The organism is uncultured Photobacterium sp., from assembly GCF_947502415.1.
Lineage (GTDB): Bacteria > Pseudomonadota > Gammaproteobacteria > Enterobacterales > Vibrionaceae > Photobacterium.
In genome coordinates this window covers 210,238-230,059 of sequence record NZ_CANMZV010000008.1, presented here as the reverse complement: position 1 = coordinate 230,059, position 19,822 = coordinate 210,238, and the positions used below count along the sequence as shown (strand labels likewise).

Genomic DNA, 19,822 nt, shown 5'->3' with positions numbered 1-19,822 from the left:
AATGTTGGTGAAGAATGAGTGGATTGACTAGAAGAACCCGCCAGTATAAAGAAAAGTGACCACATTACTCACTGGATGACACCCTGGGAATATCTAAACAGAGCTAAACCTAAAAGCTCTAATTTCAAATATCACTAAAGGTTACATTGTCATATAAGTGCCGTCGTCGATGTACAAAAACGTACGCCGACAATGACAGCTTTTTCTATATGTCAGGCCGAGCCTATTGTTACCCTGCTAATGCCCAATAGCTTTTGTTAAGAAAAACATTTTACCTATGGCGAGGAACAAATAGAATCAAGCGCATCACATACAGCTGCCCTCATTGCGTCCGCTTTTGGTCTGTAACGCGGGAAGCTTAACTTCCCTTGCAATGCCTTTTGCTCAATGAAGGCGTCCACCATATTGGCTGGTTGTTTATAAATATCTCGGCGCTGCGTACAAGTACTAAAGTGTGGCATGTGAAAAAGCTTTATTCCTAACTCCTCGATAGTCTGGCCCAAGGTTGATTCACCAATCATCATTTGCTGCATCATAGCCCAAGCATCGTCACCAAACACCACAGCAGCACGCAAAGTCTGAGTGTGAGCTTTCAAGTCAGGGAGCAACCGCTTGCGAGCACAGTGACGGGCCGGAGCTAGCTTTATCAGGTCGGGTGAAGCAAATCGGTAATCGCCAGAATCCTGAATACTGCATTTCATAACTGAGGTCGTAAGGATATTGGGGTTATCGTTAAGCGAAGGGTAAGCATCCAGATCAAGCCCTAAGCGTTCGGCAAAACCATGCGCCCGAAGAATCGCCTTAATTTCATCCTGCCCAGAAGAAAAAGCAGCTATATGTGCTGCTTCATCAGGACTTTTACCGGACTGGAGAAGGCGACGAAAAAGATCTGCCTGTGAACCCGGTGTGACCCCAATCAACGCAATGATGGGATGGCTGGGTCGGTTTCCCAGAGGAGAAAACACCAACGTCTTGCATGATGTTCCCTCAACTGGAATGCTCAACTGTTCATGGGTGATCGTTACAGTTTCGACTTCCCGGTCTACTCCCTGACAACAATAGTCCTTGAGGTTTATCTTCATCTCGGTCCCTCAGCTTGTTTGACTTTTTAAACTCAAGGCTACATCAAAACTAACGAAGTGGGAATGAACGCTTGATGTGCCAAAGTTGATCTTCCGGTCACATTCCTGTCTTTTGATTCAGCCTGTCCCCTATCAACCAAACCCTGAAATGCTTCCATCTAAGCTCTGTTTTGCAATTGAAAGCATGATTTTAACTTATCCCCCAACCAATTGAGGCAAGTAAAATAATAATAAGTAGGAGTTACTTTGTAAGCTTACGAACGCAGTAATGCGAAACAAAAACTAAGCGATTTTCTTACTTTGCTTTGCCTCAGTAGGCCATAATTCATTCACTAGGCGTCCCTGCTCAATTGTCCACTTATATTGCGATAGCAGTTTTTGCAACTCAGCTAACCGTACACGTTTGCAAGGTTGATGTGCCCCTTTCGTAAATGTGGTCATAAACGCTGATTTGAGGTTATAGCTTAAATGACTCCACCATACATACCAGTAGCCAGGGGGGAATGGCAGTGTACTCGATAGTAAATCAAGATTGAGACAATACAACGTGATAGGACATTTAAGAACTGGTGATCAAGTATCAATCTTCGCATAACCTATCCCAAACGGCTTGTGCCACCAACGATAGCTGTCACGTAATCGATTGATTAAAAGTAATATTCTACCAAACAAGCCTAGTAGCAATGACACTCTACAGGTATACGGCCAGCTTTCCTTTCAATTGCACTTCAATTAATAAAGGGTGATTTTTAACCCACCCCCGCCAATCATTTGAGGTAAGCGTAGTAATCATAACGAGTAGATTGTAAGTCGTAAGCTTACGAACATTGCTTGGTAACTTTTCGTCAAACATAGAGCCATGCTCATACAGTTTGTATGTAGCTCCAACAAAAAACGAGATACAACAGGGGGATAATGCCTGTAAATTACTTCATCAGGGAGTTACAGTTAATTAAGAATCACTGTGTAGATAAACCTTAGGCTCCATATCGAGAACTGGCGTATTGCAGGCCCCCTATAAATCAATTTGTATGATTTCATCAGTGCCGGAACCAATGGCGCCGACCTTATTGTTATCATTCCACCGCACTAATTTTCCTGATATAGAACCCTGCGGCAATAATCCCAGCTGGAGATAAGCCCTTCAACATTTTCTACACCAACGGAACCACCATATGGTTCTACTCCCATTTCAAGACGGCGCAAATTTATCTTACGTTGATACTCCTCATTCATTGGGTTTTCACCGCGAGCTCGGGCTCGATACTCAACAACGCTATCGTATACCTCGTCATACTCCTCTGGAAACAACTCCAGATGCAGTTCTCGAAGTGGCCTATCTCTATCGTTAATTTCTTTCAATAATGCCTTATTGGCCTTTTTCTTTGTGCTCACACTGACACCTCGTTCAAAGTTCTCCAGCACTGAATAAGTTCATGGCCTACAACTCACAAACACCTTCATCAATATAACTCTCAATCATTGGCGCATCTTGATAACAGAACTGGCGTTCGGTTACACGAGCAGCTTCGTCTTCGTCACTTGAATACAGTTCCATCCAGTAGCCCACCAGCTTGCCCTCTTTGCTGGCAGCGTTATAGTCCACGCACACCACTTTAGAACTTAACGGTGTTGGCAGTCTTTCTGGCGGTGAATGCAAAGTATAATGGCCCACGATTACCGGCACATCTATTACTTTAGCTTGCTGTTGCTTTGGCAAAGGGATCTCTGGGATACGTTCTCGCTCGCTTTGCTGCACAATACCAATATCACGATAGGTCACAGCATCAGACTTCCACCAGGCCATGCGAAGCTCTTGTCTTTGGACTCCATTCTTATCATAAAAGAAATGCCCATCTGGAAGAGCCAATTCAGGGCCTTTTAGCAACATCTCACAAAGGGAATACAGCTCATGCTCTGGATTAAAAACATCAAGCCAGTACCCTTCTTTTAAGGAATTATCCGGATTAAGGTAGGTTTTCAGCCTGTCGATAGCATCTTGATCCCAGCAAGCATGAATGCATCGTACCGTGTCAAAATCAAGGAACAATGGCAGTGCCTTAAACCATTGCACCCACTTGATATGCTCATCGCTGTTTTTGCCAACTTGCTCCAGGAACAGTTGGTGTTGTTTTATGTTCCCGGGTTTATCGTGGCAACGGCAGCTACTGCCGTCTTGCTTTTGTATGCTCCAACCGATTGCATTAAATTCATGGTTACCCATTACACAATAAGCCAAACCCTGCTCAACGAGTGACTTAACATGATCTAACGTAGAGATATGATCAGCGCCTTGAGCGGGCTTGTTATCAATCAAATCTCCAAGGAAAACCAATCGGCTTGAACGATAGCTGCTGTTCTCAATATCGCCAATATCAAAGTCAGCTTCAGCCAATAACAGCTCAAGCTTGTTATTCTGCCCGTGAACATCGCCAATAAAAAATAATGTATCTACCTGGCCATTCAATGTATTAATATCTTTCAATATTCATCTACCTCTAAAGAGTATTGTTGGCGGAGTTGCAAGATACGCTGGCACCACGCAAGGATATCCCCCTTTTCCTCAAGCTCATCCAACAGCCCTTCGCAGAACCGGTCACTTCTTATTGCGACAGTGATATAACGCAAGCACATCGTGTAATCGAACTGAGATATTGATAGGTTTGACTCACAAGGTTCGGTATCAAACAAAATAGGCTTATCTTCAGAATAGTAATACCTGAGGATCAGGTTAGCGCGATAAAAGTCTTCATAAAGTTCTGACGAAAGACCCAAGCTTGATTCTGGTGAAACACCCTGACAATGGTGTCTAACCTGTTGTTCCATTTTTGCAAAAAAGCCGCTTAGCTGCGAGATTGGCGGTATTATTGCCAGCATCTCTGCTGTCAGCTCCATTTTTTCGCGCCATGCCAGTTTCTCCAGCCAGTGAAGCGGTAGCTGTTCAACCCCATAAAATGCGCCGGCTAACTGGCCGTAGATGGCTGTGGTTGTGTCAGCATCATCCCCAAGGCTTGCTGCGAGCAAAGCGCCTTGCTCAAAGTTCTCGCTATTGGCAAAACACCATAATGCCGCTTCCAGCGAATCGACCACGAAGCCGGTACCACGGATTTGATCCCGTGTTTTAGTCAAAAAGCTCCCCGTAGTAATACGCGACATATCCTCACTTAAATCAGAGAAAGCACATGAAAGTTTTTCGAATAATGAGGATTTGCAGTTCACCCCGTCAAATACCTGATAAAGCAACCAGGCCATTATTTGGCAGCCTTCTATCGCACGCCGCTCGGCATGGGTAACAACCGAACTCGCTTTTGCTCTTTCAAGTACGGTAGCCAGCTCAACATGTTTTACAGGGGCAAAGAAAATAGAGACAGGCGCCAAACGCATTAAGCTACCATTGCCCGCAGAATTTGGACCGCTACTGCCTGCATTGGGGTTACCGGTTGTGACATATCTATCCAACGCGTCGGAGACGGTATTGCCGATATCGAAGCAACGCCTCGTTACGGAGTTGATACCCAAATCACGCCACTGGAGATAGCGAACAATCTGATCCTGCGCATGGTGTTCGCCAACCGCAAGCAAGCTGTCAGCTAAGCACAATGCCATTGAGGTGTCATCTGTCCACTGGCCCGCCTCTAACTGAAAAGGACCACCACCTACCATATCGGTAATTGGGCTGTAGCTATCTTTGGGTTTAAATTCAAGCGTCGTGCCCAGGGCATCTCCAAGAGCAAGACCAAGAAGTGCGCCTTTTGCGCGGGGGATGAACGCATCGATGCGCTCTTGGTTATATTCGGTCAATATAGTTTCCTTGCTAAACGTTCACCAGCACAACAGTTCAGGGCAAACGCACGAAGAATGAAATCACGTAGAGAATCAATATGTTACGCTATTAGGGTTATTCCGGCCCTAGCCTGTAACAGCTTGAATTCCTGTTACTTTGTGATTTTCATGCTCTTGCCCTGCACAACAGTTACCGAGATTACCACTCACGGCCACAATAAACGCTCTTTGATTACTATTCCTTATCTACTAAGAGCTTATTCGCTTTTAATTCCAATATGCATATCACAAGATTTGGATCATATAACTTCGGATAAGAGGAGCTCTGTATCAATAGTCTCAACGCAATCATCACGCTTATTCAGCGGAGCCAAATTAATAATCAATGATTCTTTCATTTTTTGAAGCTCATCATTGCTCATATTCCTTTGTAATAAATTATCCAACAGCTCCTGCTGCCTTGGCTGTCCAAAGGCCAGACGATATAACACTAGTATTTTTAGAATATTGGCATACTTGCCAACTTCTTTGCTCATTGGATACATGGGAACAATGCGCTCAATAGTGGCTTTTCCTTTGGAATAAAACCAAAACGGCTCTAATTCGCTGGTACGATTAACATCTTGTGTCCTTGCTTGTTCAAACATTTGAACCCAAACATCTGAATCCGAGCTGTAATCTGCCGTGTAGTTTTCAGCAATGCGCTTTCTTACCACATAAGACTTATAACGGTTTACGCGCCCTTCTCGCTGTTCAATGTCGATTGGATTAGCAGGTAAGTTCCAATGCACTACTCGACGGCAATACCAATGGAAATCTAAGCCCTCTTGGCCTATAGACGTGGAACTTAGAACAAATGGGCGAAATGGTGAATTAAACGCATCACGGACATTAACAACACGATCTAAGCCACTGTCATCGGTTAGCTTTTGATTACCAAGAGGAACCGCAAAGTGACAACGTATCGAGGAAGCTGTTTCCCTTTTTGCCTTGGTTCTATCTTCCCAGAAGTGAACATGCTCTGAAGAACTACGGATCCCCATGGCCGTTTGTAACTTTTCATAAGCCCTTTGCAAATTACAGCCGGAAGTCACAAGCAAATGACAATACTCATCTAGCATGGATTGATAGTTTCCATGGGCAGAATACACCAGCGCCTTATACCATGCAGGTGACTTTGTTCGACCAGCCACAAGAGGCTCCTTAATGCTTCTTTTCACAATAGCTATCGCATAATCATGATTAAAGAGCTTAGTCGTTAGGTCTGCAAAGCGAACCGCATAGAATAGGATTTCACCTGTACTGACTGTATCACCCCATAGTCTCTGAATCGTTCGCATCGCGCATAGCGCTGGATTGGCCATACTAGAAAAAGCAATAAATCTCGCTAAATCACTTGGCATTTTCCCCAGTTTTAACGACTCAATATCAACAAGGTATTGGCGGATTTTACTGAAGTGCTTTAATCGACCTTTACTCTTCGTACGCTCACGAATAACTTTTTCAGTTGCATCCAGCCAGTTTTGAACATGCTCCTGCTTTCCATTTTGGATATCAAGCAGTATTGGAGCAAGCAGATACCAGTCACTACTCGTTTTTTCATTACTCTCAAACATTCGTAGTGAGATTAGCTTTTCACCCACTATTTCCGTTTGCCGTGCAAGCAAACTTCCAAACTCCTGCTGAGAAAATTCAATGTCTCGCATCGATTGACATGGATAAAGTAGATGCCAAGTATTTAGAGTTGATTTACCTTCAAAACGCAACAGTGGCGAAGTGCTTCCTTCAGAATAATAATCGGGCTTTTTTCTCTTTCCTCTTAATACACGCCTTTCTGCCTCGTAAGACCATAAACAACTTAACGCCCGTGGCACCAGTGCCCATGAAGAAAAAAGTAACGTTTTACTAAAATGCTCACTGTTTTTATAAACGCCATCGTAACCATAATATGGCTTACACGGTGGCGCCCAAAGCAGGTTCTCTGGACTTTGTTCAAAAATAATCTTACTCAGCGCTCTTAGCTTGGCATTAGGTGCTTGCTCTTCTACATTGAGTGAATAATGTTGTATTTTATTTCGAGATAACCATGCATATTTTTGATCAGAGCTTTTTGTTTTTCTTAACTGTTTCCTAATACCTTCGGACGACAAATTATTAATTAATTGTTTTTTAAAAGCATAGCCATGTAAAAAAGACATACACCAAGGAGCAGACTTAGCGAATTCTAAAAGCTGCACGCCACCACGCCCTTTTGGCAAAGCAGCACGCAAGGCTTCTATTGCTCGATAACCTTTTACCTCGTCGATACTCAGTTCATTGCCGCACATAAGCCGCTTGGACGTTACTAGCTCATCAAATCCCTTGCTGATCTGGCTTCGCTCGGTACGACAAATATACGTTTGCAATAAGCTTTCAACAGCACGGGCGTTTTTGTCACTGATATTAAGCGATTCAGTGTTCGGCACCGACAGCGCCAATACATCACGATGAAGCTTATCGCGGTTCTCTTCATAGCTTTCAATGAACTCAACATTGCTATTAGAAATAAACTCAAGCAACTTATGGAGCTGTTCATGATGACTACTCTCATCATCTTCATCGCTTAGCGTTGTCATTGCCTTAAACGGTGTTGCGGACAGCAGTAATACTTTTGGTTTCCGCTCTTTGTCTACATGTGCAGCATAGAAAATTTGCTGTGCAATCAACGACTCTTCAGAGTCAGAGCTATTATCAGTTAATGACTGAAAACGTTGGAACTCATCGAGTATAAATAAATCCGCCTCCAAACTTGCCGCACAGCACTGTGCCACCAATTTACGGATTTCGACACGGAATAAATAAAACAAATTCTTAGTTTCTTCAGTTTCCCCACTGTCATCACGCCAACATTGAGCCAAATGAACTGCAGCCTGCAAAAGATTACTGTACCGGTTGTTAAGCTCTTGGGTTCCACATTTCTCCAGCAGCCTTTTTCCTAACCCTGCAAGCACATCAACTTTAATGCAGAAATCACGTTGGATATATTGTGTTTCATTTTCCCAGCGATCTTTTTTAGTTATTTGGTTAGTCTTAAACATTGCAAGAATCGGGTCAGCGTAGGCTTTCAGTTCATCAACTTCAGAAAGCAAAACAGCCAGGATGGCCCGTTCGCGGCAATTACCGGCACCAGCAGTTAAGGTAAAAGAGGTTGAAGGCGTTAAAGTACACACTTCAATGATATTTTGGCTATTTTGTTGCTGATGTTTACTTGATATCGCCAATTCAACCAAACGCCCAAAAGCTGGTTGTTTTACCCACTGTTGTGCCTCATCTCCCTTGAACAACGCGAGCTTCTGACGATTCTCGTCTGCCAACGCAAGGTTGGAGCAAATATAAATGACGCGTAGCGGACGAGTTATTTGCTGTGACAGGTAAGACAATAGCAACCGAGCAATCACCCCTTTTGCAACAATGGTTTTACCCAGCCCGACTTCATCTGCCACTAATACGCGATGGCTATGTTCCGGATCGTCGTATCGGTCGATCACACGACTCACTGTGGCATGTTGAAAGTCTTTTAAATCTCCTAATACAGAGTGCAACTTGTCATGAATAGTCTGATTCATCGCTCACCTTCTTTGCCGCATTTCTTGGCTGCAGAACGATCAATTAACTGAGAAAAGACGGACCAAAGCTCATTAAAGTCATCGGGAATGATCTTTTCATCTACCTGTTGTCGAAGTTTGTCGATTCTGGTTAGTAACTCTGGGCTGGTTGCCGCTGCATTCATTAATTTTTCGAAAATGACGCTGTCTTCACTAAAGAACACATCACCCTCACCCGTACCATTTAACCTATTGATGCTAGCTAAGATATCGCCTTTACTGGGCTTAAGTTGCAGCAGCATAAAGATATAGTTCATAAACTGTGAGGTGTTTTGGAGCAGTTCGTTGATGATAGCTTTCTCTCTGTTTACCGCATAGTTAAACTCAATAGGCGCTTGAGTGACCAAACTCTGAATCAACTCCCCTTTATTGAAGATATCAAAGCGAAGTAGCGCACTTACTTGAGAAAGTTTCAGCTTATCCCATGTAACTTCAGGCGCAACAGGCTGTAGCTGCAACACACTCAATGTAGTCACTTGAACCTCGTAACCACAAGGTGGTTTTGGTGGCTCCGACATTAACGTCAACTCGAAGGACTCGCCATCATCACTATCAACCTTCAATTTCCACTCGGTATTGATTAAGCTAAATTCCAGCTCTCGCAATAAACGATCCGACTGTTCATCATGATCAGCCTCTATGGGAGAAAAGGTATGTTTTACAAATAACCCGGTATCCGCTTCATTTGTCCATTGCTGCATGAGTGCTTGCACACCAATATACTGCTGCAAACCAGTTAACCGCAGCATAAATTCACTATTTCTCGGCGGAGCCTCCGCATCACCCAATGCAGCCTGAGTCATATTGGCAGAGCCCAAATGCCAGCTAGATGTCTCATCCGTTTCATCGACTACCAACAACTTGGCGTGAAGGTTAAGCTCGTGCTCCACAAACTGTGACAGTTCCATCTGTGCTCTTTCTTCTGCATCAATAATGCTTTCATTAAGCGCAAAACACTGCCACCCTGACAACACCTCTTCACCAGCCATATCCAGCTCTTCTTTTCGACTCAGCAGGTAACGTTGCCCATCGGGTGTGAACCCTTTTAACCAGTCCAGGGCATCCACTTTTCTGCCACCACGAATAAAGGGGGAAACCGCGAGTAACGCGTTACTGTTTTCAGGTATGGATATCGGTTGTTGACGGTGTTTTTGCTTATTAAAAATCGTCGAAAGAAACTCTATTTTTTCGATATTGTCCGGCAGCTTCCACAACACGCGCACAAACTCTTCAGGATCAATCAAGTCGCTAAAAGACTCCTCAGCGGAGGATTCAAACTGCTCTTCAAAAAAAGCCATTAACGGGCGATTAGCTGATTTGCGCCAGCCCCTGGACTCACCATCAATCACGGCGGCCAAGTCCCAACTGCGGTCAAAAGTTAAGTTGCGTGACAACACGATCAAACGGTATTTCACATTTTTCCCTGGTTCCACACTTTCAAATCGAAGCAACCACACTTTGGGGTGAAAAGACGAAAAAGCAGAGTTTTCTTCGCCGGCATCAGGTACCACGGGAACTAAGCAGTTTTCCAACAGGCCAAATAAGCTGTTGTACTTATCCGGCACCTTAATATTTCCCTGCTGGTAAAACACCGTAAGCTTATCTTTCAATTGCCCTAATGCTTCGAGCAAGGCAATTCGCATATGCTCCACCGCCCCTTCCAGCGTATGTCCAAAACACATGGCAATGGGCACAGTAAGTAGCGTGTTAAGATCCAGGCTAAAAGTAGTCGCAATAGCCCTTGTCAGCTCATACCCTTCTGGAGCAATAAGTTTTTCGCCATAGTCGATACGATTTTGATCAGGCGCTAGCATTTAAGCCCTCCTGAATATCTTGCAAAATGACTTTAACGGTCGGCCAACGATATTCCAACCTTCGCATCCCCACCCAACCTTGGTTTTCGGGCAAGGCTTTCTTCAATAAGCAGCGCGCACCTTTGTTAGCGATGGCCTGCTTTTCTACACAGCGATCCAATTCTTCAACTTTTGCTTTATCACGAATCAAGTGGCACCAGTTTTCAATAAAGGTTCTGGTTCTGTGGTTGGCTCTGCTCCTTTCTTCAAACGCACAATAATACCAATCATCAATACTCTGCTGACGGAAACGTTCTGGAAAACTATTTGCCTGATTTAGCCAATGTTCAAATTCATCGTTTATCTTCTCGGCATGAGTAAAGTTTTTTGCACGATTGGCGATCAAATAGTTATAGCGAATATGAGCCCCTTCTATCACAAAGCTAAACTCAAGTGCTTTAGAGAGTGTTACCTGAGTTTGGGATGAGATTTCTTTATCACCGAGCCATGTATGCAGAGCCTCTAGCCGCCATGCATCATTGGCTACAGCTGCATCAGAGCTTAACGTTTCTTTAAGCAGGTTGTGTTTAACAAGCTGTGCCGGAACACTGTGTTTAATATTATCTGACAGTAGCAGCTTGTCTTTCAGAAACTCGGCTTCTTTTTTGGTTAGCTCAATTCGAACCTTTTCCAGCCAGTCAGGCTGATATTCAGCTGATTTGGTCATCAAGTGAGACAGGTTTGAGGCTTGCTTGTCATCCTCTTCGTGTTGCTCGTAACAACAATTTGCCTGCTGCTCAAAATGTTGGGCAAATTCTTTCAATGACAGAGGGGTATTAGCAATACTAAGCTGACGCAAACCATTCCAATACACGGAAGATGGTTTACGTGAAACACCTTGCTCCAGGCTATCCTTACCAATAATGCCGTTCGGGATCTGCTCTGCATGATTGGCAATTAATACGCGAGCAAGTTCGTCTTCCTTTTGATGCAGAAAAGTTTGCAGTGCCCCCCTCTCATTAAGGGCGAGATTGCGATAATCCTGAAAAATATACGGGATAGTCACTAAGTACTTCGCACGAGTTTGGATAGTAGAGAAACCCGGAAAGAGTTGATCAGCAAACGCATCGCGGATCTGCCCTATGCCTAACTCATCCAATGTGCCTTTTTCTTGCAACATCGCAAGCACTTGCGAGACTCGCTCTCTTTCTAACGAAGAGTAATCAACCCAACCAATCACACTCATAGTGTTAATAACTCCAAACACGTTATTTATGCTTTGATTTAACCTAAATAAATACAGTAAAGCACTCTACTTTTGCTAATTATTTATTGAACCTGAGAACAACTACTTTTTGGACGCTAAACAGCGATGGATATAGCCTTCCATCCCCAAACACTTCGCTTCTTATTAAAATTGATAACAGCGGTACCTTCTACATCCTGACCATCTTCAATATCAAACTTTGACACGAACACCCTATCAATGAAAATTTCATCATCAGTGAACCCCATACCGTTAGAAATTCTCACTTTACAAGAGAAAGGTTTAAGTATCGATTGAGGCGCTGTTTGTTCAGTTGGTTGAATACATTCAATTAAAGCCCTAGTGCCTTTCTTCGAGCTATATTGCTTTGCTCGAACTTTCACACAATCACCAATACCAACATTTTCAGGCAACATATTGAGAGGAATTACTCCATCAAAACCTTTCCCTATAATGATATGAGCTAATTTCTTTTCACGATTAATGTGGTCTACAACGCCAATATGCAACCCTAAAACATCCCAATCTCGCCCGTCGCTTCTTAAAGCAAATTGAAAAGCATTAAAATGGCCATCTGCTTCAAACTCTCCTTTCATCATTACCGGTTGACCAATGTGAGTGTTAGTGAAATCGAATCGACGGAGAGGCAATGCACACTCAACCAACTCGTTACTATTGGGATGTTTCAGGTATATTAACTGTCGCTTTTTATGCGGCTGCTCTTTTAAACTAAACATTTTTCCTAAACAGCCATGTACCCATGGAGCCAATTCAAAGAGCAATTCTTCTGCGTGCTTCGATGACGTAATATAGACTGATTCATTATCGCTGCTAGCCTCTACTTGCCCAAACCAGGCTGAGTTTTGCAGGTTTATAGCAGCTTCAGGGATTGCCCATTCCTCTCTGTTTCGAGCCTCTACCACTTTTTGCACTTCTCGTTTGGCATCGGAATGCATCTGCTTATTGACCATCAGATCAGCTAACTTTAGCCTCAATTTAGCTATAAAGTCCTCTTTTGGTTTCATAGATAGCGCTCGGCAATAGCAGTTAAACGCTTTTTCTTTATCCACATTCAATTGAATGTCACCAAGCAGTTCCCATGCCCAATATTCTCCAACCTTTAATTTTGCAACACCAATGGCGACTTTGAATGCCTCTTCATATTGCCCCACACAGTTCAAAGCACGTGCTTTGCATAGGTTTAACCAAATATCGTCATCAGTTAACGAAATAACCCGTTCTAACAAAGGAAGTAACCTTTTTATCGCAAACACGTCATTTTGCTCTAACGCTTGCTTTGTTGCATGATGCACGACTTTTTGAGCCAAACTTGGGTAGCACTCGTTTGTTCGCTTATCAATATAAGGTTCAAAGTCTTCTTCAGTAAAATTATTAATACCCCAAATACGTATGAACGCGACAAGATTGAACCTGCTCTCCCCTAGTAATTTGTCTGCAATTCTCAAGAAAGACGAATGCAAACGAGATGGAGTTTCACATTCAAGCTTCAAGTAATTATTAAGAAGTTTCTTTACTGCAAACGCGTTGATCTTGTCATGTGAACATTGAATCTTAGCAAACCGATATAACTCCCAACCTAAACCAATTTTAATATCTTGATTATGAGGTTGATGTCGTAGAGCCTTGTAATAATAGTTAATCGCTTGTTGGTGGTTGCCCTGTTTGCTTGTGCATTTAGCTTGTTGGATAATTCTAGTAATAGGATCAAGCAAACTAACTGCATATTTGGTGCCGTCTACAAGATAGTTGTCATCGGATGCAATTTTGATACTTTGTAACTGCTGTACATAGTGCGACGCAGCATTCAGATTGTTTCTTGCAACTTCTCGCTTAACCAGATCAATCAAGCACCACGCTAGAGCTTTATAATTCCAATCATCATTCGGGTTGCTTGCAACCAACTTTTGAGCCATTTGATAGGCTTCATCTAATCCATTAGGTTCTTTGCGTTTTGCAAACACTTCCTTACTCGTAAAATTAACGAAGACATTCATCAGCCCAGTACCTCCGGAATCAGGTCGCTCACTTGCCGCACAAACTCAGGAGAATTTGACAATGTAGGTAAGGGGCTAAATTTATTAAACTGCTGTTTACCGTTATAATAAAAGTCAAACACTGCGCGCTGTCCATTAGCTTCCATAAAGTAGCGTTCTTTATAACTTCCAGCTTCTACATTCGTTACAATAATCCCATGTGACGCTATAGCTGATACCACTAGCTTGTAGAATTCTTCTAAGAACGGTTGAGCAAAAGAAGGGGGTGAAGCCTGATTTTCATCAATCAAAATCATCCCCTTGATATCAATAAAGCGACCTTCAAGCTCTTGAGCTAATTCAGATTCCGTTTGCACGTTCAGGTTTCTAACTTGCAGTTTACCGTTATAGTAAAAAGTAATATTGGCAAATTCGTTCCGACGCTGGAAAACGTAAGTTTCTTGATATTGATGATGAACAATATCAACTATAAAAACATCAGTGCCTGACAAGCGATGGACTAATGTGTCAAACAGAACCTTTAGGTTAGGATCTGCAGGCACAAGATCATCGGTGGCTATTGAAGCAACACCCTGATCTTTAGCGTTATTATTGTTACCCGTCATGTGTGGTGTATCAGACTGAGAAGGACCATCAACGTCAATAGCAGCTTTTGGCTGGTTGCCTAGGCTTGGAATAATGCCAACCTCTTTTATGCCAGAAGTAAGTCGAAGGTGAGGTTCATCCACAACGCACAGCGTACTAGAAGTACGAGTAATTGCCGTGTACAACCAGCGAAAATAGTCTTTAGTTAACGTCTTCATATGCGTTCGGCATTTCACGATGACGTGCGGCCATTCACTACCCTGCGCCTTATGACAAGTGATGGCGTAACCAAATTTAACTTTAAACGCCGTAAAGTATGGGTCCTGCATTAATGCAGCCTGTAGCTTAGACTTATTTCCTTTTCTCTTGTATTCAGGGTTACGTTGCAGGAAGTCGACATAGAGCGCCTTATGCTCATCAGAGCTCAATATTGGCTCATCGTTATACAGTAAGTTCTCTACAATCTTGCATTGGAAGAACCGAGGCTGGCCATCATCATCACGAAAGCCTACTTCAACATCACGGAAACACAGTTCAACCAATACCCGTTCTACCTTATTGTCTTCACTACGTTTACTAATAAAGACTTTACGAACTTCAGTTTCCGATAACACTTGACGAATCATGCCAAATTCGCCATTGGTTACTACAAAATCACGAGTGTAATGGTTAGCCGTAGAAATAATCTTATCGCCAGCGCTCAACTCAGTCTGATTAGGGAAAAAGTAATTACGCACCAGCTTGTTGTACTCAGACACCTGCCTATTTGATGAAGCAATGATCACCGAATTGCCCGTTTTCTTTATATTGTTGTCACAAGCATTAAGGTAATTAGTCAGCACATCATCAAAATAAAGCGCATGAATATCTTGTGGTGAGGTATCAAAATCAAGCTGGTTAAATATCTCCTTATCTAAAGCATTTCGCAACATTTGTGCGTTCTTCATTACGCCACTATCGCCCTTTTGACGAACGACGTCTGTAAGCTCATAAGATTGTGCACTTAAGTTGTACTTTTGCTGAAGGTAGGATTCATCGAGAGCCGGAGATATATTCATATTCACTGGCGGAAGCTGTGCATTATCCCCTATAAAGAGAACTTTCTTTGTATGATCGTTATGATCAAGATTGATATAATCAAGTAAATCACGTAAAAGATAGCCAGATCCAAAGCGGAAAAATTCTCCATCTGAATATACATCCGAGACCATAGATGACTCATCAATTATGTACACCGTTTCAGAGGTATCAACATTAACTTTAAGTTCCGCATAGCAGCGGTACGTTTCTGACCCTTCTAATCCGTTATCGGTATACTCTTTAAGATTGTCATAGTTATAAATAGCTCTATGGATCGTAGATGCTGTTTGACCCGTTTTATCAGAAATCACTTTTGCAGCTTTACCTGTCGGTGCCAATAAAACAAATTTCCGTCCAATAGCATCCAGATAGTGGGTAATTCCCTTTGTAATAAAGGTTTTACCAGTACCAGCATAGCCTTTAAGCAAAAATACTGATTGTTCTTTTTGCTGTAGAAACTCCCCTACTTGTTTAACCAGAGACTGCTGACTTTGGGTAAGCTCATAATCAGAAAACGAATCCATAATATTAATACGGCTTCGTGTCTGTGCCATTTTCAAATCAAAACTGCTTGCTACCTCTCTGCTCAGTTCAGTAAATTGTTCCAGCACATAGCCATCAGAAACAACGTTTGCCTTCGACAGCTGCAGTACTTCCAATTCTTCTCTTAGTAACTCAAGCTCTTTTTGTGCCGATTCTAAAGCTATCGACTGCTTTGAAAGAGAGTTTGCTAAACCGGTGTTCTGTTCAAGCAGAAGGCCGGTATCGCTGGGTTTCGCTGGCATCACAAAACTTGGAACGTCTATATATTCAGCTCGCATTGTTTGTACAAACCAACGACTAATGATATAGCTTTCCTCAATTAACCAAAGAATCTCATCAACCGACAGCTCTCCACTATTGTGAGCACCGAGATTCCCCTTAATACGCAACGCATGAAGTTTGGATAGAATATTTTCATCCACTAGGCCTTTTTTCTTTAGCAGGCTCAGGCGACTGTACAAATCTGTTTTCGCTTCAATGCTCAAACTCAGATAGTCAAACAGATACCCAACCATAAGCTCAGTAAGGCAACGAAGTTTAACCACAGCAGCTTGAGTATCACTGTAAGCATAGTGTTCAGCGGCGGCCCCTAATTCAGCTAGCTTTGGGAAATCGGACTTTAAAAACAGAAAATTTGAATCATTCATAAACCAACTTCACCTGTAGGAAAATTCTTGCACAACAAAACCCAATGTTTAAAAGCTGCTAGTAAGTAGTTAGCACTTTGGTTTAATAAATAGAGTAAATCACGTCCTAAGAACAATTCCGCTACTCACCTAACACCTAACAAACCACTACATTCATCACACTTATACACCCTTCTCTAGTGGTGTAACTCATTGCCATAAAACACATTATTATGAGCAATAAGATTCATATCAACTTATAGCATACCAAAAAGGCATAATATAAGCCTAGAATATTAGACATTACAGACCGTGTTAGGGAAAGCTACATGACCATTTTTACTCCAGGTATGCGGATTGATTGCAGGGATGCCGAGTGGCTTGTAACTCGTGTTGAACCCGCAAACAGTCAAAATGATCAAATTGTCTACTGTATTGGTGCTGATGATCTAACTCGAGGCCATCAAGCAGCCTTCTTGAGTCAGATTGAAACCATCCGCGAGGTTGACCCACGCAAAACCAAACTGGTACGGGACAATTCTAATGGCTACATGAAATCTAAGCTGTTTCTAGAAGCTCAGCTTCGAAAAATGCCGCTCACCGATCCTCACCCACACGTTGATGGTATGGGCGCATTTAGCCCGATGAACTACCAGAAGCAAGCGGTACAACGTGCACTTAGCCAACTTCGTCCGCGGCTACTACTGGCTGATGCTGTAGGTTTAGGGAAAACCATTGAAGTCGGTATGATCCTGGGAGAGCTGATGAAACGTGGACAAGCAGACCGCATTCTAGTTCTGGCGAAAAAATCGATGCTCTCACAATTCCAGGCAGAACTCTGGAACCGCTTTTCTATTCCACTGATCCGAATGGACTCCGATACCTTGTCTAAGCTACAGCTCAAGATCCCGGCATCAAAGAACCCATTCGAAGTCTATCAACGCGTTATTATCTCCATTGATACCCTAAAAGATGTTGGTCGCTATAGCCACTTCCTTGAAGATACCCGCTGGGATGTCGTAGTTATTGATGAAGCCCACAATGTTGCAGGCGGCACAAACCCAGAAAAACATCTCAGCTATCGCCTAGCACGACGCCTGGCACGACGCTCCAACAGCATGGTTCTTACCACGGCCACGCCACATAACGGCAAGCGGGAAACCTTTGGTCGTCTGATCAGTCTCCTTGACCCTTCGGCAGTCCCAGACCCACAACTAAAAGAATACGAAGCAGAAGACATTGCCCCCTTCTTCTTGATGCGCTTCAAGGAGGATGTCCGGGCTGAAGCAGGAGATAATTTCGCAGATCCTATCGTTGTCGAACTTGAAAAAACCACCTGCCCGGCAACCGAAAAAGAAGAAGCGGTATACCAACAGCTCGCACATATCCGACAACAGGTTCTGGATAAGAAAATCATTTCAAATGCGATTGTGCAATGGGGAATGTATAAATCATTTCTCTCTAGCCCGGAAGCATGTCGCTCTACAGCCGAAAAACGCCTGAAGGAACTTGAGAGCAAAACGCCTTCGGCAGCAGAAATACCAGCTCTACAGGAATTAGTTAAGCGCCTAAAGCCATTGTCTATTGAAAAAAGTGCACGCTTTAATCTGCTACTTAAACAACTTGAAGAAATGCATTGGAATAGCGGCAGCCAAAGCCCCCGCCTGTTGCTCTTTACCGAAAGCCGAGTAACTCAAATTCACCTTGCCGCTGCACTTGCCAAGCATTTTTCAATAAAATACAACGACAAACAGGAAAGCCAAGCAAACCAGGCAATCGCAACTATCCATGGCGGGATGTCCGATATTGCCCTTGCAAGTACAATAGAGTCATTTGGAACCGGCACAAGCCCTGTCCGCATCATGATTGCCACCGAGGTAGCATCCGAAGGCGTCAACCTCCACCACCAATGCCACAATATCATTCATTATGACCTGCCATGGTCAATTATTACGCTAATCCAGCGCAATGGCCGTATCGACCGTTTCGGTCAAAAGCACAACCCTATGATTCGTTATCTCATGGTCGATACCCGTGAGGGACTGATGGCGGGAGACAAAGAAATCTTCGAGCGGCTAGTAGGCAAAGTCGAAGAGATCAACCGCTCTACCCGAACCGGCGAAAGCTTATTGAGGCTTTATGATGCACAGAAAGAGGAAAAACATATTGCCACCCATGGAATTTTAGCCGGCAATACTCAAGTACTTGACCAAGAAAACAAAAAAAACCTTGAAAGCAACGAGTTAGAAGATATGCTTCTAGCTGCAACTGGGCTTAACTTGGACAATCTGCTGGCTAGCTTTTCCGATAAAATTCCCCAAGAAGCAGCTAGTGAGAATGCCAAAACTGACCATAAAGACAACTCGCGAATACGTCTGATGGATGAAGCGACCTTCTTTGAGCGTGGTTACCAAACACTGAATGAACATTTACAAACCCATAATTGGCAACCTCTCGAGAAAACCCAGCAGCAATATATCCTGACTCCACCCAAAGAGCTGGCAAGACGGCTTGGAATGCCTGGGGCAGATAGCGAGGTCGTTTTTGGGGCCACATCTATTCCAGATGAATCCTGGCCGGACGAAAAACAACTTTACCTCACAACAGATCCACGTCGGGTCGATACCGCCATCAAGGCTGCTATGGCACAAAAAGGCCAATGGTCCAAGGAATTGCTACTAACCGAGCATCACCCAGTGATGGACTGGCTGGCCGAGCGCCTGATGATGCTCCAGCCTCGAGGTGAAGCGCCTGTTATCAGCTCCCCGCACCTCGATGAGGGGGAACTACTATTCTGTTTTATCGGACAAGTCAGCTCTCGTGCTGGTACGCCACTGATTGTTGACCCACATGCTGTGTCCTTCCGCAAGGGAGGCAGATACCAGTTTAAACCGCTGAGAGAAGCACTCGAAAACGTCAAATTTGAGCAACTGGTCAACACAGGTAAAACCGGCAACTTATTTGAAGGCGTTGTCGAACCAGAGCAATCAAATCAGCAGTATGAGTTCGACGGAAATGAGACTTCACAAACTCCGCTCCCATCTTCAACCAATGCGGCTAACGCAGCTAAGCGCAAGCTGGTTGAAGGCTTTATCAGCGCTGCCGTCACCCAAAGCTTGCGTCATATGGAATCGCTGTGTGATGAAAGACAGCAACTCATTCTGCCCCGCCTTGAAGAAGAGGAAAAACGCCTAAGTCTCTGGTTTGACCGCTGGGCGACACACATTGAAGGCCAGCTTGCAAACCTTCCACCCGAGGGAAAGCGCGCTACTCGACTGCGTCAAAAACGGGAGGAAATGGAAAAGTACCTCAAGGACCGCACTGAAAACTGGAAGGAAACCTACTATCGGGCAAGCGATAAACCCACCACCCGGTTGGTACTCGTTGTAGAGGGAGTAAGATAA

The 19,822-nt window shown here is 43.6% G+C and carries 10 protein-coding genes; 1 reads left to right on the top strand and 9 read right to left on the bottom strand.

Annotation, left to right across the window (positions count from 1 at the left end; all coding sequences use genetic code 11):
• Positions 1-275: 275 nt before the first annotated feature.
• From Q0852_RS11090 to Q0852_RS11050, 9 genes are all read right to left on the bottom strand, one after another.
• On the bottom strand, positions 276-1,082 hold the full coding sequence (locus tag Q0852_RS11090; RefSeq protein WP_299018087.1) for a hypothetical protein: 807 nt from the start codon (positions 1,080-1,082) through the stop codon (positions 276-278).
• A 1,089-nt stretch (positions 1,083-2,171) separates the two neighbouring features.
• Positions 2,172-2,477 (bottom strand): hypothetical protein, encoded by a 306-nt coding sequence (locus Q0852_RS11085; protein WP_299018086.1) that lies wholly within the window; start codon positions 2,475-2,477, stop codon positions 2,172-2,174.
• 46 nt (positions 2,478-2,523) lie between these two features.
• The gene (locus tag Q0852_RS11080; RefSeq protein ID WP_299018085.1) at positions 2,524-3,567 is read right to left on the bottom strand and encodes a metallophosphoesterase; all 1,044 of its coding nucleotides are present in this window, start codon (positions 3,565-3,567) and stop codon (positions 2,524-2,526) included.
• A complete protein-coding gene (locus Q0852_RS11075; RefSeq protein WP_299018084.1) occupies positions 3,564-4,883 on the bottom strand; it encodes an ADP-ribosylglycohydrolase family protein in 1,320 nt (439 codons plus the stop codon). The genes Q0852_RS11080 and Q0852_RS11075 overlap by 4 nt, the downstream gene beginning before the upstream one ends.
• 281 nt (positions 4,884-5,164) lie before the next feature.
• Positions 5,165-8,470, bottom strand: coding sequence for a DEAD/DEAH box helicase (locus tag Q0852_RS11070; protein ID WP_299018083.1), 3,306 nt, complete (start codon positions 8,468-8,470; stop codon positions 5,165-5,167).
• The gene (locus Q0852_RS11065) at positions 8,467-10,323 is read right to left on the bottom strand and encodes a phospholipase D family protein (RefSeq protein ID WP_299018082.1); all 1,857 of its coding nucleotides are present in this window, start codon (positions 10,321-10,323) and stop codon (positions 8,467-8,469) included. The genes Q0852_RS11070 and Q0852_RS11065 overlap by 4 nt, the downstream gene beginning before the upstream one ends.
• The gene (locus Q0852_RS11060) at positions 10,310-11,548 is read right to left on the bottom strand and encodes a DUF6361 family protein (RefSeq protein ID WP_299018081.1); all 1,239 of its coding nucleotides are present in this window, start codon (positions 11,546-11,548) and stop codon (positions 10,310-10,312) included. Before Q0852_RS11060 ends, Q0852_RS11065 begins: the two co-directional genes overlap by 14 nt.
• 116 nt (positions 11,549-11,664) lie before the next feature.
• Positions 11,665-13,584 (bottom strand): tetratricopeptide repeat protein, encoded by a 1,920-nt coding sequence (locus tag Q0852_RS11055; protein ID WP_299018080.1) that lies wholly within the window; start codon positions 13,582-13,584, stop codon positions 11,665-11,667.
• Positions 13,584-16,439: an ATP-dependent RecD-like DNA helicase gene (locus Q0852_RS11050; RefSeq protein WP_299018079.1), complete on the bottom strand. Its 2,856-nt coding sequence runs from the start codon at positions 16,437-16,439 to the stop codon at positions 13,584-13,586. Before Q0852_RS11050 ends, Q0852_RS11055 begins: the two co-directional genes overlap by 1 nt.
• Positions 16,440-16,747: 308 nt before the next feature.
• Here Q0852_RS11050 and Q0852_RS11045 point away from each other — a divergent pair, with 308 nt between their 5' ends.
• Positions 16,748-19,822, top strand: coding sequence for a DEAD/DEAH box helicase (locus tag Q0852_RS11045; protein WP_299018078.1), 3,075 nt, complete (start codon positions 16,748-16,750; stop codon positions 19,820-19,822).

Bases quoted from the DNA above. Each gene is read 5' to 3' on its own strand.
- Q0852_RS11090 (WP_299018087.1), bottom strand. From the start codon at position 1,082: ATGAAGATAAACCTCAAGGACTATTGTTGTCAGGGAGTAGACCGGGAA.
- Q0852_RS11070 (WP_299018083.1), bottom strand. From the start codon at position 8,470: ATGAATCAGACTATTCATGACAAGTTGCACTCTGTATTAGGAGATTTA.
- Q0852_RS11065 (WP_299018082.1), bottom strand. From the start codon at position 10,323: ATGCTAGCGCCTGATCAAAATCGTATCGACTATGGCGAAAAACTTATT.
- Q0852_RS11060 (WP_299018081.1), bottom strand. From the start codon at position 11,548: ATGAGTGTGATTGGTTGGGTTGATTACTCTTCGTTAGAAAGAGAGCGA.
- Q0852_RS11055 (WP_299018080.1), bottom strand. From the start codon at position 13,584: ATGAATGTCTTCGTTAATTTTACGAGTAAGGAAGTGTTTGCAAAACGC.
- Q0852_RS11050 (WP_299018079.1), bottom strand. From the start codon at position 16,439: ATGAATGATTCAAATTTTCTGTTTTTAAAGTCCGATTTCCCAAAGCTA.
- Q0852_RS11045 (WP_299018078.1), top strand. From the start codon at position 16,748: ATGACCATTTTTACTCCAGGTATGCGGATTGATTGCAGGGATGCCGAG.